Annotated in this window: 23 protein-coding genes; 12 read left to right on the forward strand and 11 right to left on the reverse strand. The window is 62.5% G+C overall.

The window, feature by feature from the left end; genetic code table 11:
• Positions 1–48 precede the first annotated feature (48 nt).
• Positions 49–1575, reverse strand: coding sequence for a PucR family transcriptional regulator (locus tag ACFVHU_RS15305; protein ID WP_388025175.1), 1527 nt, complete (start codon positions 1573–1575; stop codon positions 49–51).
• Between the two features lie 110 nt (positions 1576–1685).
• On the opposite strand from ACFVHU_RS15305, the gene ACFVHU_RS15310 reads away from it, so the two are divergent.
• The 5 genes from ACFVHU_RS15310 (at position 1686) to ACFVHU_RS15330 (ending at position 7035) form a co-directional block, all read left to right on the forward strand.
• A complete protein-coding gene (locus tag ACFVHU_RS15310; protein ID WP_388025176.1) occupies positions 1686–3188 on the forward strand; it encodes a CoA-acylating methylmalonate-semialdehyde dehydrogenase in 1503 nt (500 codons plus the stop codon).
• Between the two features lie 5 nt (positions 3189–3193).
• A complete protein-coding gene (locus tag ACFVHU_RS15315; protein WP_388025178.1) occupies positions 3194–4573 on the forward strand; it encodes an aspartate aminotransferase family protein in 1380 nt (459 codons plus the stop codon).
• A 59-nt stretch (positions 4574–4632) separates the two neighbouring features.
• Positions 4633–5991 carry an FAD-binding oxidoreductase gene (locus ACFVHU_RS15320; protein WP_388025180.1) on the forward strand — a complete coding sequence of 453 codons (1359 nt, stop codon included), beginning with the start codon at positions 4633–4635 and terminating at the stop codon, positions 5989–5991.
• 38 nt (positions 5992–6029) lie between these two features.
• Complete coding sequence (locus ACFVHU_RS15325) at positions 6030–6467, forward strand: hypothetical protein (RefSeq protein WP_388025181.1); 438 nt, start codon at positions 6030–6032, stop codon at positions 6465–6467.
• A gap of 91 nt (positions 6468–6558) precedes the next feature.
• A complete protein-coding gene (locus ACFVHU_RS15330; protein ID WP_286134134.1) occupies positions 6559–7035 on the forward strand; it encodes an HtaA domain-containing protein in 477 nt (158 codons plus the stop codon).
• A gap of 60 nt (positions 7036–7095) precedes the next feature.
• On the opposite strand, the gene ACFVHU_RS15335 is transcribed toward ACFVHU_RS15330, so the two are convergent.
• The gene (locus ACFVHU_RS15335; RefSeq protein WP_388025183.1) at positions 7096–8010 is read right to left on the reverse strand and encodes a hypothetical protein; all 915 of its coding nucleotides are present in this window, start codon (positions 8008–8010) and stop codon (positions 7096–7098) included.
• Between the two features lie 120 nt (positions 8011–8130).
• Complete coding sequence (locus ACFVHU_RS15340) at positions 8131–8943, reverse strand: shikimate 5-dehydrogenase (RefSeq protein ID WP_388025185.1); 813 nt, start codon at positions 8941–8943, stop codon at positions 8131–8133.
• 140 nt (positions 8944–9083) lie between these two features.
• Between ACFVHU_RS15340 and arr the strand changes: the two genes are divergently transcribed.
• Positions 9084–9494, forward strand: a complete 411-nt coding sequence (arr, locus tag ACFVHU_RS15345) for an NAD(+)--rifampin ADP-ribosyltransferase (RefSeq protein WP_388025187.1) — start codon at positions 9084–9086, stop codon at positions 9492–9494.
• 81 nt (positions 9495–9575) lie between these two features.
• On the opposite strand, the gene ACFVHU_RS15350 is transcribed toward arr, so the two are convergent.
• The 4 genes from ACFVHU_RS15350 to ACFVHU_RS15365 form a co-directional block, all read right to left on the reverse strand.
• Positions 9576–10988, reverse strand: a complete 1413-nt coding sequence (locus ACFVHU_RS15350) for an aldehyde dehydrogenase family protein (protein ID WP_388025189.1) — start codon at positions 10986–10988, stop codon at positions 9576–9578.
• A 25-nt stretch (positions 10989–11013) separates the two neighbouring features.
• Positions 11014–12444: an APC family permease gene (locus ACFVHU_RS15355; protein ID WP_133833525.1), complete on the reverse strand. Its 1431-nt coding sequence runs from the start codon at positions 12442–12444 to the stop codon at positions 11014–11016.
• A 113-nt stretch (positions 12445–12557) separates the two neighbouring features.
• Positions 12558–13481, reverse strand: coding sequence for a helix-turn-helix domain-containing protein (locus tag ACFVHU_RS15360; protein WP_388025191.1), 924 nt, complete (start codon positions 13479–13481; stop codon positions 12558–12560).
• 104 nt (positions 13482–13585) lie between these two features.
• Positions 13586–14179: a TetR/AcrR family transcriptional regulator gene (locus tag ACFVHU_RS15365; RefSeq protein ID WP_388025193.1), complete on the reverse strand. Its 594-nt coding sequence runs from the start codon at positions 14177–14179 to the stop codon at positions 13586–13588.
• 130 nt (positions 14180–14309) lie between these two features.
• On the opposite strand from ACFVHU_RS15365, the gene ACFVHU_RS15370 reads away from it, so the two are divergent.
• From ACFVHU_RS15370 to ACFVHU_RS15390, 5 genes are all read left to right on the forward strand, one after another.
• Positions 14310–16232, forward strand: a complete 1923-nt coding sequence (locus ACFVHU_RS15370) for a primary-amine oxidase (protein ID WP_388025195.1) — start codon at positions 14310–14312, stop codon at positions 16230–16232.
• Positions 16216–16656: a hypothetical protein gene (locus tag ACFVHU_RS15375; protein ID WP_388025197.1), complete on the forward strand. Its 441-nt coding sequence runs from the start codon at positions 16216–16218 to the stop codon at positions 16654–16656. Before ACFVHU_RS15370 ends, ACFVHU_RS15375 begins: the two co-directional genes overlap by 17 nt.
• Positions 16657–16932: 276 nt before the next feature.
• A complete protein-coding gene (locus ACFVHU_RS15380) occupies positions 16933–18378 on the forward strand; it encodes an NAD(P)/FAD-dependent oxidoreductase (RefSeq protein WP_388025199.1) in 1446 nt (481 codons plus the stop codon).
• On the forward strand, positions 18378–18746 hold the full coding sequence (locus ACFVHU_RS15385) for a cupin domain-containing protein (protein WP_388025201.1): 369 nt from the start codon (positions 18378–18380) through the stop codon (positions 18744–18746). Before ACFVHU_RS15380 ends, ACFVHU_RS15385 begins: the two co-directional genes overlap by 1 nt.
• Before the next feature lie 20 nt (positions 18747–18766).
• Positions 18767–20257, forward strand: a complete 1491-nt coding sequence (locus tag ACFVHU_RS15390; RefSeq protein ID WP_388025203.1) for a gamma-aminobutyraldehyde dehydrogenase — start codon at positions 18767–18769, stop codon at positions 20255–20257.
• Between the two features lie 10 nt (positions 20258–20267).
• Here ACFVHU_RS15390 and ACFVHU_RS15395 read toward each other — a convergent pair whose 3' ends face one another.
• The 3 genes from ACFVHU_RS15395 to ACFVHU_RS15405 form a co-directional block, all read right to left on the reverse strand.
• Complete coding sequence (locus ACFVHU_RS15395) at positions 20268–21386, reverse strand: CDP-glycerol glycerophosphotransferase family protein (RefSeq protein ID WP_146112246.1); 1119 nt, start codon at positions 21384–21386, stop codon at positions 20268–20270.
• A 19-nt stretch (positions 21387–21405) separates the two neighbouring features.
• Positions 21406–22512 carry a metal ABC transporter solute-binding protein, Zn/Mn family gene (locus ACFVHU_RS15400; RefSeq protein ID WP_388025205.1) on the reverse strand — a complete coding sequence of 369 codons (1107 nt, stop codon included), beginning with the start codon at positions 22510–22512 and terminating at the stop codon, positions 21406–21408.
• A 68-nt stretch (positions 22513–22580) separates the two neighbouring features.
• Complete coding sequence (locus tag ACFVHU_RS15405; RefSeq protein WP_105657068.1) at positions 22581–23834, reverse strand: YibE/F family protein; 1254 nt, start codon at positions 23832–23834, stop codon at positions 22581–22583.
• A 259-nt stretch (positions 23835–24093) separates the two neighbouring features.
• Between ACFVHU_RS15405 and ACFVHU_RS15410 the strand changes: the two genes are divergently transcribed.
• Complete coding sequence (locus tag ACFVHU_RS15410) at positions 24094–25113, forward strand: CPBP family intramembrane glutamic endopeptidase (RefSeq protein WP_388025207.1); 1020 nt, start codon at positions 24094–24096, stop codon at positions 25111–25113.
• A gap of 122 nt (positions 25114–25235) precedes the next feature.
• On the opposite strand, the gene ACFVHU_RS15415 is transcribed toward ACFVHU_RS15410, so the two are convergent.
• Complete coding sequence (locus tag ACFVHU_RS15415) at positions 25236–26366, reverse strand: hypothetical protein (RefSeq protein ID WP_388025209.1); 1131 nt, start codon at positions 26364–26366, stop codon at positions 25236–25238.
• Positions 26367–26395: the final 29 nt, after the last annotated feature.

A 26395-nucleotide genomic window follows, 5' to 3' on the forward strand; every position in this document is an offset into this window, starting at 1 on the left:
CTGCGGCGTCCTGCGGGGTTTTCGGACCGGGAGCCAAGTGTGGATAGCTCAGCCGTGCATGCGGTACCAGAGCAGCGCCACCTGCAGCGAGGCGCGGGACTCGGCGGAGTCCAGCTGCACCCCGAGCTTGGCTTCGAGCTTGGCCAGCCGGGAGTAGAGGGTGGGCCGCGAGAGGTAGCCGGCCTTGGCCAGCGCGGTTTTGTTCCCGCCGTGGGCCAGGTAGAGATCGAGCAGGTCAAGGGCGGGAAGGTCGAGCGGGTTGAGCAGGCCGGAGAGCTCGGCCAGCGCGAAGGTGCGCAGCTTCGGGTCGCTGCCCATGGCCGAGAGCACCCCGCGCAGGCGCAGGTCGGCGAAGCGGTTGTAGGGCTGGGCGCGGGTGGGCAGGTGCGGGACGATCTGCGCGACCTGCGCGGCTTCCTCCAGCCCGGCGATGCTGGTGGCCAGGGTGCCTTCGGGCCCCACGCCGATGGCCACCGGCGCGGTGAGCTGCTCGGCCAGCCGGCGGGTGAAGCCCTGCAGGGTGGAGTCCAGCAGTTCGCGGGCGCGCAGCGGCAGGATCAGCCCCAGGTACCCGGGCTTGAGCGAGCCGGCCAGGATGCCCAGGTGCAGGGTGTCGGCCAGCTGGTCGAGCACTTCGAGCAGGGCGCGGTCGGCCAGCTGGGTTTCGGTCGGCGTGCCGGAACCTGCCAGGGAGATGACCACCGGGACATAGTAGGGGGCGGCGGCCAGGCCCAGGGCCTGGGTGCGGATGGCGATGTCCTTGTCGCTGTAGCTGTGCCCGGCCTGCAGTTCGTGCAGCGTGGAGGTGCGCGCCTGGTAGAGCAGCTCGCGCTGGTCGCGCCCGGACAGGCGGGCGATGGTCAGCGCCTGGCCGGCCCGTTCCAGCACCAGGGCCGCGCGGTCGTCGTCCTCCAGGATGGCCGGGACGATCAGCCGCCCCCAGCGGCTGCGGACCGCGCCGACCGGGGTCTGCAGCCAGTTCTCGGTGCCGGTGGCGCGTCCAGTGTGCTCCAGGAACCCGACGAAGCGCGAACGGGTGATCCAGTGTTCCAGTTGCGCGCCGGACTGGGCGAGCACGTGGTGGCGGACATCTTCCAGGACCACGGGGGCCGAGAGCAGCTGCGCGGTGCGGTCCACGATCTGCGCTTCGTCGGCCTCGGTCAGCGAGAGCCCGGTGTAGATTTCGTGCACCGTGCGGGAGAACTGGACGGCCTCGAGCTGCTCGGCGACGAGTTTCTGGTGGATGACCTCGGTGATGGACACGAAGCGGGTGGTGGTGCGCAGGGCGATGACCGGCAGGCCCAGGTCGGCGACGTCCAGCGGTGCGCCGGAAAGGTCCTCGATGATGACCCCGACGGCCCCGGCCTCGCGCAGCGCGGTGATGAAGGCGCGCACGTCGCTCACGTTGCGCAGGGTCGTGAGGATCAGCTCGCGGCCCAGCAGCAGGTCGATGTTCTCGGTGGATTCGGTCACGTGCACCCAGCGAAGCGGCGCGTCCATCCCTGTTCCGCAGAGCACCTGGGGGTCGGCGGCCTGGACCACCGGCAGGTGCAGTACCTCGTCTACCGTCAGCATTTTTACACTCCGTCAGCACTAGTGCTTAAATCATGACACAGTGATGGTGTTGTCTCTCACATCCATGACCCATGATGAAGGCAGGCACCCAACTTCGAAAGGCCGATACGATGACCGCAACGCTGACCGGCACCCTGCAGCACTGGATCAACAACGCCAATTACTCCGCCGATGACCGCACCGGCAAGATCTACAACCCCGCCACCGGCGAGGTCACCCGCCAGGTTGCGCTGGCCTCCAAGGCCACCACCGAGCATGCGATCGCCGCAGCCGCCGAGGCTTTCCCGAAGTGGCGCGACACCTCGCTGGCCCGCCGCACCGCGATCATGTTCAACTTCCGCCAGCTGCTGGCCGAGCGCAAGGGCGAGCTGGCCGCGATCATCACCGCCGAGCACGGCAAGGTGCTGGACGACGCGCTGGGCGAAGTGGCCCGCGGTCTGGAAGTCGTCGAGCTGTGCTGCAACGCCCCCTACCTGCTCAAGGGCGAGTTCTCGCAGAACGCCTCCACCGGCATCGACGTGCAGTCCATGCGCCAGCCGGTCGGCGTCTCGGCCATCATCTCCCCCTTCAACTTCCCGGCCATGGTGCCGCTGTGGTTCTTCCCGGTAGCGATCGCCGCCGGCAACGCGGTGGTGCTCAAGCCATCGGAGAAGGACCCGTCGGCCGCCAACTGGTTGGCCGAGCTGTTCACCGAGGCCGGCCTGCCCGAGGGCGTGCTGAACGTGGTGCACGGCGACAAGGAGGCGGTGGACACCCTGCTGACCGATCCGCGCGTGAACTCCGTGTCCTTCGTGGGTTCCACCCCGATCGCGCAGTACGTCTACTCCACCGGCACCGCGCACAACAAGCGGGTGCAGGCCTTTGGCGGCGCGAAGAACCACATGCTGGTGCTTCCGGATGCCGACCTGGACCTGGCCGCCGACATGGCGGTCAACGCAGGCTTCGGCGCGGCCGGCGAGCGCTGCATGGCGATCTCCGTGGTCGTCGCGATCGACACCATTGCCGATGAGCTGGTGGCCAAGATCGCCGAACGCGCCAAGACGCTGCGCGTGGGCGATGGCACCCGCGGCTGCGACATGGGCCCGCTGATCACCGGCGAGCACAAGGCGAAGGTGGCCGGATACATCGAGGCCGGCATCGACGCCGGCGCGGACCTGGTGCTCGATGGCCGCACCGGCACCGTGGACGCCGATGGCGAGGGCTTCTTCCTGCACCCGACGATGTTCGACCGTGTAGGCACGGACATGTCCATCTACACCGAGGAGATCTTCGGTCCGGTGCTCTCGGTGGTGCGCGTGGAGAGCTTCAACGAGGGCATCGAGCTGATCAATTCCTCGCCGTACGGCAATGGCACCGCGATCTTCACCAACGACGGCGGCGCGGCCCGCCGCTTCGAGGACGAGATCCAGGTGGGCATGGTCGGGGTCAACGTGCCGATCCCGGTACCGGTGGGCTACCACTCCTTCGGCGGCTGGAAGGCCTCGCTGTTCGGCGACCAGCACGCCTACGGCCCGGAGGGCTTCAAGTTCTTCACCCGCAACAAGGTGATCACCAAGCGCTGGCTGGATCCCAGCCACGGCGGCATCAACCTCGGCTTCCCGCAGAATGACTGATACCCATGACTGAACCACTGGCACAGCCACTGACGCAGGGCGTTTCCGCAGCGGATATCGCCGCTGGGAAGCGTGCCTACGAGCTGGACCGCAAGCACGTCTTCCACTCCTGGCAGGCCCAGGGGCCGTTCGCCCCGATGACCATCCTGAAGGCCGAAGGCTCCTGGGTATGGGACGGCGAGGGCAACGCGCTGATCGACCTCTCCAGCCAGCTGGTGAACACGAACATCGGGCACCAGCACCCCAAGGTGATCGCCGCAATCCAGGAGCAGGCCGGCAAGCTGGCCACCATCGCCCCGCAGCATGTGAATGATGCGCGCTCTGAGGCGGCCCGGCTGATCGCCAAGCACACCCCCGGGCAGCTGGACAAGATCTTCTTCACCAATGGCGGTGCCGATGCGGTGGAGCATGCGGTGCGCATGGCGCGGCTGCATACCGGCAAGCACAAGGTGCTCTCCGCGTACCGTTCCTACCACGGCGGCACACACCTGGCGGTGAACCTCACCGGGGATCCGCGGCGCTTCGCCTCGGACCACGGAACCGATGGGGTGGTGCGCTTCTTCCCGGCCTACCCGTACCGCTCCTACTTCAATTCGAGCACTCCCGAGGAGGAGACGGCCCGGGCGCTGAAGCACCTGGAGGACACGATCCTGCTCGAAGGCCCCGGCACCATTGCCGCGATCATCCTGGAGAGCATTCCGGGTACCGCCGGCATCTACCTGCCGCCTCCGGGGTACCTGCAGGGCGTGCGCGAGCTGACTAAGAAGCACGGCATCGTGTACATCGCCGATGAGGTGATGGCCGGATTCGGGCGCAGCGGGCAATGGTTCGCAGTGGACCATGCCGCGGTGGTGCCGGACCTGCTGGCCTTCGCCAAGGGCGTGAATTCCGGCTACGTGCCGCTGGGCGGGGTGGCGATCAGCCCGGAAATCTTCGAGACCTTCCGCGAGCGGGTCTACCCGGGCGGGTTGACCTATTCGGGCCACCCGCTGGCCTGCGCGGCGGCGGTAGCCACCATCACCGCGATGGAGGACGAGGCCATGGTGGAGAACGCCCAGCGCTTGGGCGAGGAAATCATCGGGCCGCGCCTGGCGCAGTTCGCCGCCGAGCACCCGAGCGTGGGCGAAGTGCGCGGAACCGGCGTGTTCTGGGCGATCGAGCTGGTGAAGAACCGGGAAACCCGCGAGCCGCTGGCCGCCTATGGAGGCAGCAGCCCGGAGATGAACCAGGTGGTTGCCGCCGCGAAGGCCGCAGGGCTGCTGCCCTTCGCGAACTTCAACCGGCTGCATGTGGTGCCGGCGATGAATATCGAGGACGACGTGCTGATCGAAGCACTGGATCGCCTCGAGCAGGCCTTGGCCGTCGCCGACACGTTCGTTCAATAGCACCGATCTGGCAGGACAGCTCAGCTGTCCTGCCAGTTCTGCATTCAAAGGAGATCGAGATGACTACCGTGGCGACCAGTCCAGTGCTATGCGCCCATCCCCGGGCCTCGCTCGATGAGCAGGACCGCAAGCAGGCCAGCGTGGACCGCTCCGGCTATGTGCCCCCGACCTTTGCCGACGGGGTGATCTTCGCGCAGGACATCGATGATGTGGTGCTGGCGATGCAGTTGGCCCACAAGCATGGCGCCACGATCGTCCCGCGCGGGGCCGGCACCGGGCTGGCGGCAGGGGCCAGCGCCGAGGCCGGGCAGATCGTGCTCGACTTGTCCCGAATGGACAAGATCCTGGAAATCGATCCGGTGGAAGCCACCGCGGTAGTGCAGCCCGGCGTGCTCAATGCGACGGTGAACCAGGCCGCCGGCGAGCACGGGCTGTTCTACGCCCCGGATCCTGCCAGTACCGCGATCTGCTCGATCGGCGGCAATATCGCCACCAACGCCGGCGGCATGTGGTGCGCCAAGTACGGGGTGACCCGCGAGTCGGTACTCAGCTTGCTGGTGGTGCTGCCCGACGGGCAGCTGCTGCGTACCGGGCGGCGGACCATCAAGGGCGTGGCCGGCTATGACATGAATGCGCTGATGATCGGTTCGGAAGGCACCTTGGGCATTGTGGTTGAAGCGCTGCTGCGCCTGCGCCCCAAGCCCAAGCACACCTCCACGCTGGTCGCCTACTTCCCCGATGAGGATACCGCCGCGAAGGCCGCCTCGGCGGTGATCGCCGAACGGCTGGCCCCCTCGGTGCTGGAGCTGATGTGCGGCAAGACTTTGAAGGCCATCGATGCGGCGCTCGGAACCGGCCATGGATCACGCGGCGGCGCGTTGCTGCTCGCGCAGACCGACGGCTACGGCGCGCAGCTGGAAATGCAGGCCCTGCAGGATGCGATCGCCCCGCTGGCCGCGCACATCGAGATCGCCACGGACCAGGAGCAGGCCGAGGCGCTGATCGAAGCCCGGCGCCAGGCGATCCCGAGCATGGAGCTGCTGGGCACCGCCTCGATCTGCGATATCGGCGTGCCGCGCAATCGCTTGGCCGAAGCCTTCGCCGGCCTGCAGCGCATCGAGGATGAACGCGGAGTATCGATCTTCACTATCGCCCATGCCGCCGATGGCAACCTGCATCCGATCATCGTGGTGCCTGAAGGCCAATCCATCACCAGCGGCGCACCGAAGGCCGCGCTGGGAGACATGTTCCACCTCGCCAAGTCCCTGGGCGGCACGCTCACCGGCGAGCACGGCATCGGTTTGCTCAAGCAGGATTGGCTGGCCCAGGAGCTGGGCGAAACCTCGCTTGCGTTGCAGCGACGGGTGCGCGCGGTGTTCGATCCACAGGGCATCTTGAACCCGGGCAAGGCGATTTAACCCTAGAAGTCATCCGCTGACATGGGTAGGGTAAATACATGGATGAGTATCTACCGGTGGACTTCAGCCTTCCTCTCGTGTCGCTGGCGGCTTCTGTGATCTTCTTGCTGATCGGGTTGCCCTTGATCATCCACGCCCTGATCCGCCGCAAGGGCTTCACGCGCCTGCGTGACGGGGAGCAGACTTATGCGCGACGCGCATCCATCCGCACCGAGTTCATTTCTGCCGGTATTGCTGTGGTGGCAACGGCCATCTGCCTGGTCATGGGCATCACCGGCTACAACACCGCGATGAGCAACCTCGAGGCGAACGTCCAGAAGGAATATTCGCCGACCGCGTTGGAGATCAAGTACTGGAACGGGTCGTGGGCAACAGCAGATATCGCCTTTGCCGACGGCACCAGCTACGTGGATGCCCAGATCTCAATGCAGTCTGCCTACCGTCCACTAGTTGAACCGAAGATGACGCTGGATTAGCTGGCAGAGAACTGTCGCCATGATCCAACTCCAGTATGAAATACTGGCCACAGCATATTTTCACGCCGATATCCTGTGGAGGGAAAAGACAATGACCGGAAGTGGTGCGCCAGCAGGCGATCCGTTCCAGCCGCATCTTGAGTGGGGTCTGAAAACCTCGTTCGTGAGCTATATTTCTTCCCTCGCCGACGGACGCATTGAAGCTGCCAACGGGGTATGGCAGGCAGGCAACGCGTTGGCGTTCCCCGTCTCCCCCGCTGCAGAGGTACCGGAAAACGAAATCTGGTTCAACGGGCGCGTGTCCTTCTCCGGGCACGGCGGCATGATGAAGCTGGATCTCTTTGAACCGCGCATCGTGAACCATGACGAGAACATCAGCCTCACGATCGACGAAGCCGGCGAACGCGTTGCCATTGCCGAGCTCACCGAAACCAGCGTTTCGAACGCTTTCGGCCTGGTCAAGACCCGCTTCTCGGCGGTGCTCACCGAGGCAGGTTCGAAGCTGTTCAATGGCCAGTACCCTGCCGGCCAGCAGATGGAAGAAGTCGAGGTCGTGCTGCGCGGTTAGCAGCTCACCAGCAACAGGGCCCGGCACGAAAGTGCCGGGCCCTTGGTGCTTGTCTACTGTTTAGGCGATCTGGCTCTGTTGCAGAGAACGCAGGTAGGCAAGTCCGGGGTGCCTTTCCAATCCTTGTTGACCACGTAGGGCCCAGACCGCGGCAACAGCAGCAAACAAACCGCCGGTACCACCAAGCATCAGTGGTTGAGTGTCCGGGAATTGCACGATCATCGTGCCGGTTGTGCTGTCGATATCCATGCTGGTGGCTCCGCTGAAGTAGAAACTCAACCAGGTTCCGTCTTGGCGTCGGCAGATCACTCGGTGGTTCGTTACTACAGCAAGCACTTCCTGTTGCTCACGCCATTGCTCTTTCGCCAAAGCTTCAGCCTGAGTACGGCGGGCTTTGTTTCCCAACGCCATAGCCAGAACGCCAACAGCGACCAGGGTTGGATTTCCCATCAAGAAGCCCGAACTCTGCGTGAAGGTGACATCAGAACCGTAGAAACGGGCATAGTTGGCGTTGGCGGCACAGATTGCCTGCTCGTTCTGGCCTAGGACAACGTCCCATGGCGGGCTTTGCGACCGCCAAGTTCCGTCGTAAAGGTCACCCGCCAACTGAGCGGCTGCGACCTGTGCACGGGCAAGTTCCGCCCTTTCGTTGACGATCACTTGTTCCGCCTTCGAGTAGCGTCCCTTGGAACGGCAGAATGCTCGCCAAGCAAGCCGCATCTTTCCGAACGATGTCAGCAGGAAGAAGAGCCCGACACAGAAAATTAAGAGCGATCCGAAAGCCAATCCGGCTAGTGCGGTATTCTCAATTTTATTGGTCAGTGCAAACGCATTGAGCAAAAGAATCGCGCTGGCGAAGAAGAGAATTACGGCAACAGCTACCCGAACAATCCATGGTGCATGGCGCTTCCATGTCGAATAGTTGTCATATTCCATTTCCTTGAGCGTCGATATTTTGCCGCGCAAACTGGCCAACCCCTCTGTTACTTCTTATTCTGCTCAGCTGGTTCGATTGATTTTATTCGAGTTGCGTCGAATTTTTCTTGTTATTGCTCATACCGTTGCTCGAAAGGGCGCGGAACCGTCTGATTGCGCTTATTGCCGCGAAAACTCTGACGCTCGCAGCACCTGATCCTCGGTGAGCGCCTGGCCGGTGTACTTCTCGAATTGCGCCGCGGCCTGCAAGGCGATGACCTCGGCGCCGGTGATGACCTGTTTGCCAGCGTCACGGGCGGCGCGGATCAACGGTGTTTCGCTGGGGAATGCCACGACGTCGAAGATGCTCTGGGCCGACGCAAGATGCCCGGCTGTGAATGACAGCGTTTCGGCTTGAGCGCCGTCCATGCCCAGCGGAGTGACGTTCACGAGAATCTGGTGTCCTGGGGCGGGGTCGACGGTGGTAAAGCGGTATCCGTATTTATCGGCCAGGGGTTGTCCGGAACCTTCATTGCGCGCCAGCACCGTCAAGTCGCTGAATCCGGCCTCGCGGAAGGCGGCGACCACTGCCTTGGCCATGCCGCCAGAACCGCGCACCAGAACGCTGCTGCGAACATCCAGTCCATGGCGTGCAATGAGGGCGGCGATGGCTTCGAAATCGGTATTCGATGCAACGAGCCGACCCCCGTTATTCACGATGGTGTTGACCGAGTCGATTGCTTTGGCCGAAGGCTCGATCTCGTCCACCAGTTCCATGACTTCTTCCTTGAACGGCATGGAGACCGAGCAACCGCGAATCCCCAGGGCGCGCACCCCGGCAATAGCTCCTGGCAGGTCGTCGGTGGAGAAGGCCTTGTAGATGAAGTCCAGGCCGAGTTCGTCATACAGGTAATTGTGGAAACGTGTCCCGATGTTCGATGGTCGCCCGGAGAGCGAAATGCAAAGGGACATGTCTTTGTTCAAAATGGGCACGCGGGATCTCCAATGGTGTTGGCCGGTTCACCTCCAATATACGTGCACCGGTTCGTGGATCCCGCAAGGCCCGGTGGGCATCCGGACAGGACTCGCACTGCTCTTCCGCTGTGCCGGCGCTTCGGCTAGGCTCATGGCGCATGAGCCAGGATCTTGACCAGGGACCATTTTTCCACGGCACCAAAGCCGCGCTGCACCCCGGGGATCTGCTGTCCCCCGGTTTTCCCTCGAACTATCGTCCCGAAATCATCATGAACCACATCTACTTCACCGCACTTGCCGATGGCGCGGGGTTGGCCGCCGAAATTGCGGCCCTGGAGGGGACCGCCCATGTCTATGAAGTGGAACCGACCGGGGCGTATGAAGATGACCCGAATGTCACCGACAAGAAATTCTCGGGCAATCCCACGCGTTCCTACCGCAGTGCGCATCCTGTACGGGTGATCCGTGAAGTCCACGATTGGACCCGGCTGTCGCCCGAAGCCTTGCAAAGCTGGCGTGAACGCATCGCAAGGATCGCCGATGACCCAACAGCCGAGATCATCAACTAGCCTTCGCACGCAAATGGGCGGTGCCCGATGCCTGGATAGGCACCGGGCACCGCCGGGGAATGCTGGCGAACGCAGTCTCCGTCAGCCCTTGATGATCTGCGGCTGAGCCAGGGACTTCAAGCCGTCAATACCGAATTCCAGGCCGTAGCCGGACTGCTTGGCGCCGCCAAATGGAATGCGCGGGTCGATGGTGCCGTGCGAGTTGATCCACACGGTGCCTGCTTGGATCTGCGCCGCGACTTCTAGTGCCTTCTCGCGGTTGCTGCTCCATACCGAGGCTCCGAGCCCGACTTCCAGGGCATTGGCGTGCTTGATCGCTTCGGCCGTGTCCTTGACCTTGATGATCGGCAGGGCCGGGCCGAACTGCTCCTCGACCACCAGCGGGTTGCCCGGGTCGATGTCGGCAATGAGCGTGGTCGGGTAGAAGTAGCCGGCCGCGTTTTCATCGGGGTTGGCACCGAGCAGCACCTTGGCACCGGAATCCACGGCATCCTTGACCAGGGAAGCGACGATGTCGTACTGGGCCTTGTTCTGCAGCGGGCCGAGCACGTTGTTCTCGTCGAGGCCGACACCCATGGGCATCTGCGCGGCGACGCCGGCCAGTGCATCGCACACCGCGTCGTAGATCGATTCGGGCACGTACAGGCGCTTGAGCGCGGCACAGGTCTGGCCGGTGTTGATGAAGGCACCCCAGAACAGGTCTTCGGCGATGGCCTGCGGATCGGCGTCTTCGAGCACGATGCCGGCGTCGTTGCCGCCCAATTCCATGGTCAGGCGCTTCACGGTATCGGCCGAGGAGCGGATGATGGCCTTGCCGGTGCGGGTGGAGCCGGTGAACATGATCTTGGCGATATCCGGATGGCCCGAGAGCCTCTCGCCGACCTCGCGTCCGCCAGCCACGATCTTCAGCACGTCTGCTGGCAGCACTTCGTTGAGCACGTGGACCAGGGCCAGGACCGAGAGCGGGGTGTATTCGCTGGGCTTCATCACCACGGTGTTGCCCATGCGCAAGCTCGGGGCCAGCTGCCAGATGGAGATCATCATTGGCCAGTTCCACGGGCCGATGGCGCCCACTACGCCCAGTGCGCGGAAGTGCTTGGCGGCATAGGTTTCGCCGTCGTCCACGACCACTTCCGGCTCGATTTCATAAGCGGTGGCGGCGCGCAGCCAGGCGGCTGCTCCCCCGACCTCGAAGCGCGCATTCGGCCCGTTCAGCGGCTTGCCCTGCTCACGGGAGAGCAGCTCGGCGAGCGCTTCCGCGTTGGCTTCGATATTGTCCGCGGCCGCATTGAGCACGCGGTTGCGCTCTTCGTGGCCCAAGGCATCCCAGGCCGGCTGGGCGGACTTTGCGGCGGCAACGGCCGCGTCGAGATCGGCGGCAGTCTGCTCGGCAACACGGCCAACCAGTTCACCGGTTGCCGGGTCCAGGATTTCGGTGCCTCCGGTTGCGGGCTGGATCGCATCCAGCAGTTCTTGGGCGTTTGCGTAAGCCATCTTTGAGCTCCTTGGTACTGAGTTGTTAGGTGACGGGAAGTTTTTCGGCCATCGGTGCACGCCGTTTGGACGAGCGGATGACCAGTGCCAGCACCCATGCGATGAGGCCAGGCAGGATCACGATGCCTTGCAGCACATAACCGAGCATTCCCGGTTCTGCCATGCCAAGCAAGATTTCGAAGTTGATGACGATTTGGGCGAAGACGTAGACCAGGGCGATGCCCGAGACCAGCGGAGCGATCACCCGGGTTATCAGGGATTCTCCGCTGCGGTTCGCCTTGAAGTATCCGATGACGGCAAAGGAGGTCAGTGCCATGAGCAGCACCAGCCCGTAGGCCGCCGAGTTGGTCATCCAGGTGAACATCGTGAACACGACATACATCGGATCCTTGCCATGTGAGATCACCGCGAAGACGGCGATAACCGCCAGTCCGAGGGTGGACTGCGCCAGCGAGCCTGCAACGGGGGCGTGGGTGGTGCGCGAAGTTGCGGCAAGGAACTTCGGCAGCGCCCCGCCGCGGCCCATGGAGTAGAAGTAGCGGGCAATGACGTTGTGGAAGGCCAGCAGCGCGGCGAACAGGCTGGTGATGAACAGGATGTTGGCCAGATCGACGAACCAGGCTGGCGCGTTGGCGCCGAAGAACGCGAAAATCAGGTCGGGGCCGAATTGTGCCGAAGCGCCGATGACGTTCGAGGCGCCTTCGCCGACAGCTACGGCGAAGGCCGAAAACGCGTAGAAGCAGGCGATGATGACGACCGCGATCATCGTGGCACGCCGGGCGGTGCGTGCTGGATCCTTGACCTCTTCGTTGTAGATGGTTCCGGATTCGAAGCCCATGAAAGCGGCGATGGTGAAGGCCATGACGGCGCCCATGCCCGGTGCGATGGCGTCAGCCATGTTGAAGGATGCGGCCGGCTGCGGCGCTTCGGGAGCCAGCACGAAGGCCATGATGTTGTAGATGATGACCACGAGGAATTCTGCGGCCACGACGATGCCCAGGATCTTGACGGAGAAGTCGACCCGGTTCATGCCCAGGAAGCCGACAACTGCCCACGCGGCCAGGGCCATGGCCCACCATGGGATGGCGGTGCCGAAGGAGGCATTGGCAAAGGATGCCGCGGCGAATCCGAACATGCCGTAGATGCCGATCTGCATGAGGTTGTAGCTGACCAGGGCGACCATTGCCGCTCCCACGCCCAATGCCCGTCCCAGCCCCTGGGCAATGTAGGCGTAGAAGGCGCCGGCGTTCGGGATGTAGCGGCTCATCGCGGTGTAGCCGATGCTGAAAACCAGCAGGATGGCACCGACCATGAGGAAGGACAACGGCACGGATTCCATGCCGGTCACCGCGTAGTTGGTAGTCACGCCGCCAGCCACGGCGGTTAGCGGTGCGCTGGCGGCAATGATCATCACGACCAGAGCCGGCACCGTCAGTGTGCGTTGTTCGAGTCCCATTCGATCCCCCATTTGCCGAGTGCTTGGATATCAGCATCGCCCAAGTGCTCGGGCTTGTCCTTGGCATTGAGTGCAGGACCATTGGCTCCGCGTGCACAAGAGTGTCCTGCGCCTCAGCCGGCGCAGCGGTATTTGCCCGGGGTGGAACCGAATTCCTTGGAGAACATGCGGCTGAATCCGGCCGCATCGGCAATCCCGACCCGGGACCCGATAGCTTGGACGGGCAGTTCGGCCAGCAGCGGGTCGCGCAGCAGGCGCGCGGCCTCGCGCATCCGCAGATGGCGGATCAGTGCGGCCACACTGAGCGGCTGGTTCTCGAAAAGCGCGTGCAGGCTGCGCACGGACATGAAGTGGGCGGCAGCGATGCGTGCAGGTCCCAGGTCGGGATCATCCAGGTGCGCGGCGATGTAGCTGGTGGCCAATTCGCGCTGCCGCTCCTTGGCATCGCCATGGCACTCGGCTCCAAGCGCCCCGCCCAGGGCAGTTGCCAGCAGGTCCACGGTATTGCGCGCCAGCTGGTAGCCGCCGAATTCATCCCATTGGGACAGATTGGCGCCAAGATGGCGCAGCAGCGGGGCGACGGTTCCCGACAGCGGGTGTGTTTGCCTCAGGGCGACGGCGGTGAGCTGGCCGACCTGCTGCTGGGACAGGCGGAACAGACCATGGGGAACCAATGCGACGAGCACCGACGCCGGCTTTTCAAAGGCCAGGGTGTAGGGACGCTGCGTGTCATAGATCGCCAGGTCCCCTGGGGCCAGCAGGGTCTCGCGACCGTCTTGGATCAGCAGCCCGTAGCCATCGAGCTGGTAGGAGACCTTGTAGAAATCCCCGTCGCCGCTGGAGGTGAGGTTCTCGGTTCGTTGCACTGCGTGGGGTTTGGCATGTATGCGCATCAAACCGATATCGCCGAGCATATTGGCACCCAGCGTGGCGGTGAAATGGCCGCTGGAAATCTGCTCGCTTTGCAGCCTGACGAAGGCGTCGGAAATGAGCCGCGACCACGCGGTGAACGAATCGACGTGCTGAAGTTGGTACATGCTTGCCTCCCCATTGAAGCCCATCAACTGTGTCGGGCATCACGAATGAGAGTACGCCGAGCGAAGCGAAAAGTCACTATTTTCTTCGCGCGGAGAATATCCGCCTAGCTCTGGGGGTGCAGGCGGCGCAACGCATCCAGGCGGTATTGCAGCTGCGCTTCGAGCGACTCGGCGGTGTTGACAGCTTCATCGAGCACGCTGCTGGCCTGAGCACCCATCAGGAAATTGATCATCGAGTCGCGGGCAACACGCGCCGCGGGATGCTCCGGACCCAGCAGCTGCCCAAGCCACTGGTCGATGAGCTCGCGCCACCGGTCCATGGTTTGCGCGTTGACCGCAGCCAGCGCACGGTCCCCGAGGGCCAGATGCCAGAAGTGCACAGCAATGCGGGCTTCATTGCGCCGCAGCTCATCAAGCGGGAGCACTTCGCGCGAGAATGCCTCCAGCGCGCCCAGCCCGGCTTGCCCCTGGCACATGCGGGCGATGCGCCGGTCAGTAGCCTCGGCCACGTAGCGGAACGTGGCAACCAGCAGCGAATCGCGCGTCGGGAAGTAGGGCTTGAAGGCGCCATTTGAATAGCCGGCCGCGGCCGCCAAATCACGCAGATTCAGCTTCTCGACGCCTTCGCGGGCAATGAATCGCCAAGTAACTTCGACAATCTCCCGGCGACGCTGATCATGGTCCACGATTTTCGGCATGGTTCAAGATTAGCGAAAAACAATTTATTTCAGGCAAGGGCTTGCGTCACATTGACCCCGTCCGTATTCTCTACAACTAGAGAATAATAAATGCTGCAGATCACACTTCAGTGCCGAAGGAGCCAATCCCATGCCAATCACCACCACCACGGATTTCACCCTGCTCAGCGAAGCAGAGATTGCCACCGCCAAGGAATTGCTGGTCAGCCACCAGCTTTTCACCGAGAACACCCGCATCGCCTACATGGGCCTGGAGGATCCACGCGCTGACCGCCCCGGACGTTTTGTCCGTGTCATGCTCATGGACAAGCTGGCCAACTCACCCAAGGACGTCGTCCTGGACTTGGGCGCGCAGGCCGTGCACTCCCGCATCGACCTGGATCCGGCCAAGGTGGGGCAGATGCCCGTGCTGCTGGAGGAATTCGAAATGGTGGAGGCCATCCTGGTTGCCGATCCGCAGTGGGCGGCCGCTCTGGCCAAGCGCAACCTGACGCCAGAACAGGTGCGCGTTGCCCCGCTCTCCGCAGGAGTCTACGAGGACGAGTACCCGCAAGAAGCCGGGCGCCGCATCCTGCGCGGCCTGGCCTTCCGCCAGGATTTCGCCGAAGACTCCGCCTGGGCCCATCCCGTTGATGGACTGGTGGTTTACATCGACACCATCGCCGGAAAGATCGACCAGCTGCTGGACCTGGAAGTCATCCCGGTACCCGAAACCCACGGCAACTACACGGATCCGGAACTCACTGGCCCGGTGCGCACCACCCAGAAGCCCATCGAGATCACCCAGCCTGAGGGCGCCAGCTTCACGGTCAGCGCAGGCAACCACGTCGAGTGGGAGAAATGGTCGCTGGATATCGGTTTCGACATGCGCGAAGGGCTGGTGCTCTACAACATCGCCTTCAACGATCGGGGCACCGAACGCCGCATCCTGGATCGTGCGTCCATTGCGGAAATGGTAGTCCCCTACGGGGACCCTTCCCCGGTGCGCAGCTGGCAGAACTACTTCGACACCGGCGAGTACCTGATCGGGCGCCTGGCCAACTCGCTGGAGCTGGGCTGCGACTGCCTGGGCGAAATCCACTACATCTCCCCTGTGGTCACCGACGCCGATGGCAATGCGCAGAAGATCACCAACGGCATCTGCATGCACGAGGAAGACGCCTCGATCCTCTCCAAGCACGCCGATGACTGGTCAGGCGTGAAGTACACGCGCCGCAACCGCCGCCTGGTGATCAGCTTCTTCACTACCGTGGGCAACTACGACTACGGCTTCTACTGGTACCTGTACCTCGACGGCACCATCGAATTCGAGGCCAAGGCCACCGGCATCGTGTTCACCTCGGCCATGCTCGACGAGCGCTACTCCTCGGAAATGGCGCCTGGCCTGGGCGCGCCCTTCCACCAGCACATCTTCGGCGCCCGGCTGGACTTCGCCCTGGACGGCGGACCCAGCCGCGTCATCGAAGAAGAAGCCGTGCGCCTGCCCATCAGCAAGGAGAACCCCCGGGGCAACGCCTTCACCCGCAGCCACACGGTGCTGGCTACCGAGAAGCAGGCGGTACGCGATAGCGATCCGACCGCCGGCCGCACTTGGGTGGTGACCAACCCGGATTCGAAGAACTACCTCGGCAAGCCGGTGGGCTACAAGCTGATGTCCCAGGGACTGCCGACCCTGCTGGCCGCCGAAGGATCCTCCATCCATCGTCGCGCAGAATTCGCCTCCAAGGCCCTGTGGGTGACCAAGCGGGAGGACGGCCACCGCTATCCAACCGGTGACTTCGTGAACCAGAACCCGGGCGTTGACGGCATTGGCTCGTGGATCGAGGACGACAAGAACATCGACGGCGAGCAGATCAGCCTGTGGCACACCTTCGCGTTGACCCACTTCCCGCGGACCGAGGACTGGCCGATGATGCCTGTGGACACCGTAGGATTCACCATCCGCCCCGAGGGCTTCTTCGACCGCTCCCCTGTCCTTGATGTTCCAGCCCCGGTCCAGCACGGCTGCTGCGCCACCAAGGAGTCAGACGGTTGCTGTGGCAGCGGCGACTAGCCACGCGGGCAGGGTGCCGGCCGGACACATTGCCCTGGGAGCCGCTTCGCTGGGCCTGGCCGCAACCCACCTGCTGGTTCTGGCACTGATGCCGCACTCCCTGTGGTGGAACCTGGCATTGCTTGCCATGACCTTGTGGTGCATCAAATGCTCCTGGTGCGTGCTGCGCGGCGGTTCTCCCCTGCGCCTGCTGGTGATGAGCGCGCTCATGGGCACCGCCCATGTGGCGATGGTGATCGGCATGCCGTGGTTTGGCGGCCATCACGCGTCCCACGCTGCGCACGGCTCCCAGCATGCACCGGTGATGCTGGCAGTTGCGGCCGCCGAATTCCTCCTGATGTTCGGCGCGGCTTGGCTCAGCCGCCATTTCCCGGGACGGGCGCATCAATTCACTAGCGGCAAACCGGTCGCGGTTCCCGCATGACCAGGCCCGGTCTTCGAAGCAGTTCTCTGCTGTTTCGAAGGCCGGGTTTCGGCTTGGCATCGGGACCTTGACAACCCCGAGCGGCGCAGGCTTAGATGAGTAATGAATCACATTCAATTTGTATTCATCTTTCCGAGAAGAGGGATAGCCTTGGCCGCCGATTGGCACTCAACTGGCATCCCCGGTGCCCAGCAGACGGCAAAGCCGCACGGACCACTGGTTGTTCCCCTGCCTCGATAGCGCCTGCCGAACCCGCTACCTTCGAGGAAAGAACCAATGAACAGCACCAATGACCTGACATTCGACAGGCATGAAGCCGAAGTCTCCCCCACCCTGATCTCCCGAGCATTGGCCGGCGCCAAGCGCACCAGCTACTGGCTGGATCATGAGCACCGCCCCGCACCCCACCCGGCGCTGCATGGCTCACTCACCACCGACTTGCTGATTATCGGCGGCGGCTACACCGGATTGTGGACCGCGCTCCAAGCCAAGGAACAGAACCCCGGCCGAAAAGTCGTACTGATCGAGGGCCAGCGCCTGGGCTGGGCTGCTTCCGGGCGCAATGGCGGCTTCTGCGAAGCCTCCCTGGTCCACGGCGAGGCCAACGGCGAAAACCATCTGCCCAAGGAAAATGCGCTGCTTGCGGAACTGGGCAGGAAGAACCTCGACGAGTTCGAAGCGACGGTGCGCCGCTATGCGATGGACGTGGACTTCGTCCGCGAGGGCGCGCTCAGCGTGGCCACCGAACAGCATCAGATTGCGTGGGTGGCCGAGGAAGCTGAGGCACCGGGTGTCGACTACCTCGATGCCGGCGCGGTAAGGCAACTGGTCAATTCGCCAGACTTCCTGGCCGGCGCCCGTGACCATGATTCAACCGCGCTGGTCCACCCCGCCAAGCTGGTCTGGGAACTTGCCCGCGTCTGCAGCGAACTAGGCGTCGAATACTACGAGCATACCCACGCCGTGGAGATGAACAATGCCGGCACGCAGGTGCAGGTGCTGACCGCCGACGGGCAGATCACCGCCAAGCACGTGGCCCTGGCAACCAATGTTTTCCCGTCTCTGCTCAAGCGCCACCGCTCCCGCATTGTGCCGGTATACGACTACGCGCTGATGACTGAACCGCTCACTGAGCAGCAGCGCGCGGCCATCGGCTGGGAGAACATGGTGGGCTTGGCCGACCTGAACAACCGGTTCCACTATGCCCGCCCAACCATCGACGCCGAAGGGAACTTCCGCATTCTCTACGGCGGCTACGACGCGGTCTACCACTTCGGGGGCAAGGTCCGCTCCAGCTACGACACCAACCAGCAGACCTTCGAGAAGCTCGCCGCGCATTTCTTCGGCAGCTTCCCGGACCTCTCACAGGTGAAGTTCTCCCATGCGTGGGGTGGCGCCATTGATACCTGCTCCCGCTTCTTCTCCTTCTTCGATCTGGCCTACGGCGGCAAGGTCGCCTACTGTGCAGGCTTCACCGGCCTCGGTGTCGGCGCTACCCGTTTCGGTGCAAGGGTCATGCTGGATCTGCTCTCGGGCCAGAAGACCGAGCTGACCGAATTGGAACTGGTGCGTACCAAGCCGATCCCATTCCCGCCGGAACCTGCCGCATGGGTGGGCGTGAACCTGATGACAAGCCAGCTGGTCAAGGCAGATCGCAATCGAGGCGAGCGCTCGGCCTTCTTGAAGCTGATGGATAAGATTGGAATGGGGTTCGATTCCTGATGCCTGGAAGAATACTTCAAGCCAGCATCGTCCAGGCCGATGCCCTTGAGGTCAAGCATGTTGCCATCGGCGACGAGCAGGTGGTCGCCGGCCAGGCATCCGCAACCGCAGGCTGCCGCGAACTGGGCACCCTCGGGGATGCAGGAATTGGCATCTGGGAGATGTCCCGCGGTGCCATGCAGGATATTGAAGCGGACGAGTACTTCGTGGTGCTTGCCGGGTGCGCTACGGTGCAGATTCTGGAAGCCGATGGTTTCGGCGCCCAAGAACTGGTGCTGGTTCCAGGCAGCGTTGTCCGGCTCCATGCGGGCATGAGAACCCGTTGGATCGTCACCGAAACCCTGCGCAAGATCTATTTCACCCTCTGAATCCCCCTAGGAGAATTCACATGGCCTACTACGATAGTTCCCTCGGACACCAGTTCATCAATGGCCAGCAGGTCCGCGGGCACGGCCCGGTGCTGGAACGCGCGAATCCAGCCACCGGAAAGAAGTTGCTGGACGTGGATACCGCGACCGGCGAGCAGGTTGACCAGGCGGTGCAGGCGGCCGCCGGCGCCTTCAAGACCTGGTCCCGGCTGACCCCGGGCGAACGGGCCGACCACCTGCTGGCATTCGCTCGCGAACTGGAAAAGCATGCCGATGAAATCGCCGCTTTGGAAACCGCGCAGACCGGCAAGAGCATCCGCATGTCGACCCAGTTCGATGTGCCCGGTTCCATCGACAACGTGAATTTCTTTGCTGGCGCTGCACGCAATTTGCAGGGATTGGCCGCCGGGGACTACGCGGGCAACACCACCTCGATGGTTCGCCGTGAAGCTATCGGCGTGATCGGTTCGATCAGCCCGTGGAACTACCCGCTGCAGATGGCTGCGTGGAAGGTCCTGCCAGCGATTGCCGCCGGCAATACGATTGTGCTCAAGCCCAGCGAGCTGACCCCGGGCACCTCGGTGCTCTTTGCCCAGGCCGCCAAGGATGCCGGTTTGCCGGACGGCGTGATCAATATTGTCGTTGGCGACGGGCCCAGCGTTGGTTCGCCCCTAGTGCGCCACAAGCTGGTGAAGATGACTTCGTTCACCGGCTCTACCGCCGTGGGCCTGAAGATCATGTCCATGGCGGCCGAGACCGGTACCCGGGTTCATCTTGAACTCGGCGGCAAGGCGCCGATGGTGGTCTTCGATGATGCCGATATCGAAGCTGCCGCGCATGGTGCGGTGGCCGGCTCGACGATCAATTCCGGACAGGATTGCACCGCCGCCACCCGCGCGTACGTGCATTCCTCGGTCTTCGAGAAGTTCACCAGCAAGGTGGCCGAACTGATGGAGGCCATGGTGGTGGGAGATCCGACCGATCCCGATACCGACATGGGTTCGATGATCAGCGAAGCCCACCTGCAGAAGGTTTCCTCGATGGTTGAGCGTGCCAAGGATGCCGGAGCAACGGTGCTGGCCGGTGGCAAGCAGCTTCCGGGCGATGGCTGGTTCTACCGTCCTACCCTGGTGGTGGGAGCTGCGCAGGATTCAGAGATCGTGCAGCAGGAAGTCTTCGGCCCGGTCCTGGTGGCGTTGGCGTTCGATACCGATGACGAGGCCATCGAATTGGCCAACGACACCCCGTATGGCCTGGCGGCGAGCGCATGGACCAAGAACGTTGACCGCGCGATGCGTGCCAGCGCCGAAATCCAGGCCGGTTGCGTGTGGATCAACGAGCATATCCTGATCGTTTCCGATATGCCGCATGGAGGCTACAAGGCTTCGGGGATGGGCAAGGACATGAGCCAGTATTCTTTCGATGAGTACACCAATGTCAAGCATGTGATGATCTCCCATGATCCCGCGGCCCATCGCGAATGGCAGGATACGGTCTTCAAGCAGCGCTAGGCCCAGAAGGCTAGAGGCTCGAAAGCAGCTGGCTCAGCTTCTTCGTTGCCACCCCGGGTTCTGTGGTGGCAAAGAAGTACTGTGCCAGCTGTTTTTGCGCCCCGGCAACCGAGGATGCGGCAAGATCCGCAACCCGCTGCGCCAGTCCGTTGGCGTTGCCCAGCCGCTGGTCCAATGGCAACCCTGAATGGAGCTTGCTTTGGGGGTCTCCGGCCAGCAGCAGCGGGATGTTGAGCGCTACCGCGTCATAGGCCATCGCCGAGGTGTCGCAGATGGCCACATCCGCCCACACCAAGGACTGCGCCGCGTCGCTGAGCGCATCCACGGTGGCAGCGTAGTTGCTTTTCAGGCTTACCACGGCCTTTTTTGCCTCTGCGGACACATCACCGGTCTTCGGATGAGGACGGAAACGTACTTCGAAACGCTCATCGTTGCTCAGCTGGGCTAGAATTCTCTCGCCCAAAGTAGCCACCGAGGAGTACGCCATGGCTTGCGAGTCGCCCTCCCAAGTCGGTGCGTAGAGAACCCGGATCTTCTCCGAAGGGCCGGGCAATTCCAGTTCATCGAGCTGCGGGCGTCCGATCTGCACCAGATGCGATGGGTCGAAACGGGAGATGTTCTCGGTGATGCGCTCTACCGCGGCAGCACCAGCCACGCAGGCGAAATCGTAGGCTTTGAGCTGGTTGGAGACCATGGAGGCCTTTTCGCTCTCACCGTGGTTCAAGTGAATATGCGCCGGTCCGTTGAAGCGCAGCATCGTGAAGTTCCGCTGGGCGTTGTTCACGTAGTTGATGGATTTGGTATTCCACTCGCTCAGCTTATTCTCGATCTGCTCCATGGAACGCGAGAACAATATCGGCAGGTTCGACTCTGCCAGCGCGTGTCGTGCGCTTAGTGCGTCCATGAGCACCACGCCGACGTTGAGACCCTGGGCAGCCAGTCGCTCGAAGGTACCCAGCCAGACTCCGAGCTGGTAGAACTGCCCGGGCCCCTCGGCGAAGAAAAGCACATGGTCGGCTTGCTCGATTCCCCGGTCCGAGTGAGCGATCTCCGCTCGAACAGACCGCTCCGCAATGAGGGAGCGTGCTTTACCTGTCGCTTGCGTTATCTGGGAAGAGAACAATGCCATGCATTTAGTTTACGTAGGTTTAGCCGTTGATTGCGGAAGCCAAGTCGGAAATGTTGGATTCCATCCATTCGAGGTAGCTGGAATCATCCTGAATGGTTTCTGCAAAGTCGACTACAGGTACCTGTCCCCGCTCAGCGTTCTTCTTCAGCGCCTTGGTTTCGCTGCCTTCGGTCTGCACGTTGTAGGCAAGCATGTCAGCGTCGCCAGCAACGAGCTTGTCTTCAGCCTTCTTCATGGTCATCGGCGCAATGCCCTCGCCCTCTTCGATGGCTTCGCTCAGCCCTTCAGGAGTGGTGTTCTCCATGCCGGCTGCTTCCAGCAAGTGGAATGGAACCGGCTCGGTCATCATGAAGCTCTTGCCATCCAGCTTGGCGGTTTCGAGCTGGGCTTCGAGTTTCACGATCCCTTCGTTGAAGGCTGCTGCGTTCTGCTTGTACTGATCCGCGTTGGCGGTATCGGCCTTGGCGAAGGACTCGGCCAGTGCATCAGCAAGTTCACCCATGGAATCCAGGTCGTACCAGATGTGCTCGTTGTAGCCCGCGTGGTCGTGGCCCTCATGGCCGCCCTCTTCAGCGTGCTGCGCATGCTCCTCGGCGCTTTCGCCCTCATGGCCGCCCTCATCAGCGTGCTGCGCATGCTCCTCGGCGCTTTCGCCCTCATGGCCGCCCTCATCAGCGTGCTGTGCATGCTCCTCGGCACTTTCGCCCTCATGCCCGGCCTCTTCGGATTCCGCAGCTACCGGCGAGGAGTCCACAGCGTGCATGAGCGTGATCTCTCCAGACTTGCCTTCCGGTAGCGAAGAAACGAGAGAGTCCATGAATTGGTCATATCCGCCGCCATTGGCAAGGACCAGGTCCGCGCTGGAGATCGCAAGCTTGTCGCGTGCGGTTGGCTCATAGGAGTGCGGATCCTGTGCGGCCGAAGTGATGATCTCGCTGACCTCCACGCTATCTCCGCCAATGGCACGGGCGATCTGTCCGTAGACGTTCGTCGTGGCCACTACGCTGATCTCTGCAGATTCCGCTTCCTTCGATTCGCTTCCTGTGGCGCTACCGCATCCGGCAAGGATCAGTCCGGCAGCGGGCAGGGCGACGGCAGCTGCGAGCAGCGAGCGGTAGTTCTTCATGGTGGTCTCCATCTAAGTCGGATCGCTATTGAGAACTATTCTACATTACATATGAGAATGGTTCGCACCTAGGAGTCGGAGGTTACACTCTGCAAAGCCCGCTTGCCGTGGGCACCGCCGGTGCCGGTAGCTTTCACCACCATCACTGCAATGGCGGTGGTTACCGGGATCGCCAATACCAATCCGATGGAACCAATCAGGATTCGGATGACCTCTTCAGCCATGGCGCCGGAGCCGAGGGTGACCCCGAAGCTCTGGTTGCTCAGCGCCGCAATGGCCAGCACCGGCAGGGCCGCACCGGCGTAGGCGAAGGCGATGGTGTAGACGGTCGAAGCGATATGGTCCCGGCCGATGCGCATGCCGCGGAAGAACAGTTCCCTGGCCGAGGCCTTGGGCGTGCTCTCTGCCAGTTCCCAGACGGTGGCCGACTGCGTAATTGTCACGTCATTGAGCACACCCATGCCGCCAACCAGCACGCCGCAGATCAGCAAGCCGGGCAGGGAAATTTGCGGGGCCACCGTCGATAGGGTGATAGCCGATTCATCGTTGGCTCCAGTCAAAGCGGCAGCATCGGTCAACCAAAGCACCATCGCCGCGGTCACCGCTAGGCCAAAGAGCGTTCCCAGCAGCGCTGTGGATGTTTTCGCGTTCAGCCCATGGGCGAAATACAACGCGACAAACATGATGGCGGTAGAACCAGTGAGTCCCACCAGGACCGGATTGCCGCCTTCAAGCAAGGCCGGAACCATGAAGATGATCATGAAGGCGATGCCACCGACCAGGCCGATCATCGCCCGCGTGCCGCGCCATCCGGCGACCAGCACCACGACCACGCCATAGGCGATGGCCAGCAGTGCCATGGGCAAAGTGCGCACGAAGTCAACGAATACGTACGGGCTGCCGCTGGTGGTGTCCACCGCGGAGAGATCAAGGTATCGAATGCTGTCGCCCGCGCGCGCATCACGTGATTGCAGCATTTCCGGTGGGATTTCCAATTGGATTTCCGCGCCACCGGATTCGGGCATCACGTAGGTTACTTGGCATTCGAGAACCTTGCCACCAACTTCTTCCAACCCTTGGGAAGACGGGCAGTCCTGGACTGTGCTGCGCGTGACAGTGCCCACTTCCATCGTTGCGCCACCGGTAGTGTCCATGGCTCCGTTCAGGGCAAACTTGTCGTAGTTGCCTTGCGGCCACAACAAGATGACCATGACCAGGGCCAGGGCGCCGATAGGCGCAAGCAGCGCCCATAAGATGATCGAGGCACGCCGCCGGCGCCGGGGATCCTGCAAAATCGGTTCGTCATGGTGATGATGGCCCACGTGGTGCTGCTCCAAATCAAAGAAGGCGAATCGTTCTTTCCAAGTGTAAGAGCTAGCCCCTTGGAGTTTGCCTTGGATGCCGACCGCGTTGCGAAGAGCTGGTCCTGGATATTCAAAAGGATGACCCGATAAATCCTCCGTAAGGTTCATACCTTCAAACACTGCGGAACGGGAGAATTGAGCCATGAGCTTGCCAATGAACCAGCCACCCTTGCCGCAAGGCGCCGAGGGTGAGATGAACTATTCGTTCCATCGCCTAATGAGACGCAGTGAGAACTACCGCTGGTGGAGGCCGCTGGCGTTCACCGGCATCGGCATTGGCTTCTACGGCGCGGCATTGCTCATCGCCATACTGGCGATGTTCATCGCATTGATCATGAACCCGCTGACGTGGGCTGCGGAGAATCCAGATGACGCTCCCGATCAGTTCCTCATGGATCCAACCCTGAACATGGCCACGGCGACGGACTTCTCGATGACCATGGTCTCCCTGATCATCATGATCCCGGCGGTCTACCTCGCCTACTTGCTCATCGGGCCCAAGCCTGTCGGCTTGCTGATATCGGTCGCCGGCAAATTGCGCTGGCGCTGGTTCGGCCTGACGTTGGGTGCCAGCGCCATCTTGTTCGCAGTGTATTTCGGGCTGAGTTTCGGGTTGGGCGCCTTGGGCATTGGCGAGTCCGAACCCGTGCCGGCGAGCAGCCTGCCGGCCGATCCGCTGTTCTATGCCCTGCTGGTGATCCTCTTGACGCCCTTCCAGTGCGCAGCTGAAGAGCTTGTTTTCCGTGGCGCGTTCATGCAGGTCATCGGCAGCTGGCTGAAGCATCCACTGTTCGCCATCCTGCTTCCAGTTCCCTTCTTCACCATCGGCCATCTCTACGATGTCTGGGGGCTTCTCGATGTGGCGGCGTTCGCTATCGCGGCAGGCTATCTGACCTGGCGCACCGGTGGCCTTGAAACAGCGATGGCGATGCACATCATCAACAACACCTTCTTGTTCCTGCTCGGTGCAATGGGCGTAGTTGATCTGAACGCCACGGAATCCAACCCGGTCTCGCTGGTCTTCTCGGTGTGCTTCATGGCCCTATTGACCTTCGTGCTGGTGAAGCTGGCAGACAGGCAAGGCATTGCGCGTACGGCAGGCCCGATTCCAGCAGCAGAGCGCCGTCCGATGCTGCAGCCTTGGCAGATGAACCAGCCACCGGTTCACCCTAGCCAGGCCTACTGGGCTCCTCCGGCCTACCAGCCTGGACAGCAGCAGAACTCCGATCACGGTTAAGAAGTTTCCCCACCGGCTCCCCCGGCAGCCGGCCCGTCAGATCGCTAGGCACCAGATAGCTGGAACGCAAAAAACGATCCGCGCAGGATTTCCTGGGCGGATCGTTTCTTCTAATGAACTGTTCAGGATTTGGCCCAGCGCAGCAAGGCTGCGATTCCTGCACCGCCAGGAATCACCGAATCCGGTACATAGCGAATGCTGGCATCGGTCAGCGCAGTGGCCCGCAGGAGCACTTCTGGCGCCGGCCATTCCCCGACGACCAACTCTGCATGGTCATCTCCGTCCTGATGGGCAATCCATGGTTCGGCGCTCAAGGCGCGAAGGGTATGCTCGCTTTGGTACTGTCCAACCAGCACCATTTCGGCTTGCGCCGATTGGAGCGCAGTGACAACTTCATCGAGACCGACAGCAAGCTGCGCTTTGCCGTTGCCGGACTGCGCAGCGATCTTCGATTCCAATTCAGCCAGGGACTTGGCTTTCACTTCCTCTACAAGCTTGGTGATTTGGGCATCGACTTGCTTGGTGTCCGCACCCCCGGTGCGCGTATGCGAGTCGATGACTTCTACATAGTCCTTGAGCGCCACGGGTACTGCCCCGAGCACTAGTTCACGAGCCTTGATGTCGCCCGAAAGAATGATCAGGCGGACGTAGTTCTCGTTGGACATTTCACTGATCAGCTCGGCAACTTCGTCAGCGTTTCGACGAGCCATCTCATCGGCGGCGGCCTGCGCCTTGGGCTGGTCGTATTCCCCGGGCACCTTGCGTGCATGGTGGATTTCCTCGGGCAACCCGACGATGCCACGGCTGCCCAGGCGTTCAGGTGACGCCGTATTGTAGAGGTGCACCTCGCCTCCGTCCTTGCTGACTTCAGCTACGAGGTAGGAGAACGATCCGCCACGGGCGCGGGCCAGCGCCGTGAAGTTCGGGAACGGACCCACATCAACCGATGAAGTTTGGACCTTGAGGCCTGGGATGATTTCGTTCAGGACGATTTCACCGTCATGAACAGCTACGAACCGTGCTACCGGTGCTCGCAGTCCCTGGGCTGGCTCCAGTGCGCCGATCAGTACTTGGACATCGCTGGGCTGCGCCTGCTGGCTCTTGAGCAGCTTGGCTACCTCGTCCGGAAGCCGATCTGCTGCTTCCTGGGCGGCAGTGGTTCCCAACGATGCATCCACGAGAGCTGTGCTCCACGAGCCGTTTCTCCGGTAGAGCGAAGCGTCGATTCCATTAGAATCCGCGCGTAGTGCCATGCTGACTCCCTTCCGCACGCGACCCTTGG

The sequence above is a fragment of the Glutamicibacter sp. NPDC127525 genome, from assembly GCF_042672105.1.
Classification (GTDB): domain Bacteria; phylum Actinomycetota; class Actinomycetes; order Actinomycetales; family Micrococcaceae; genus Glutamicibacter.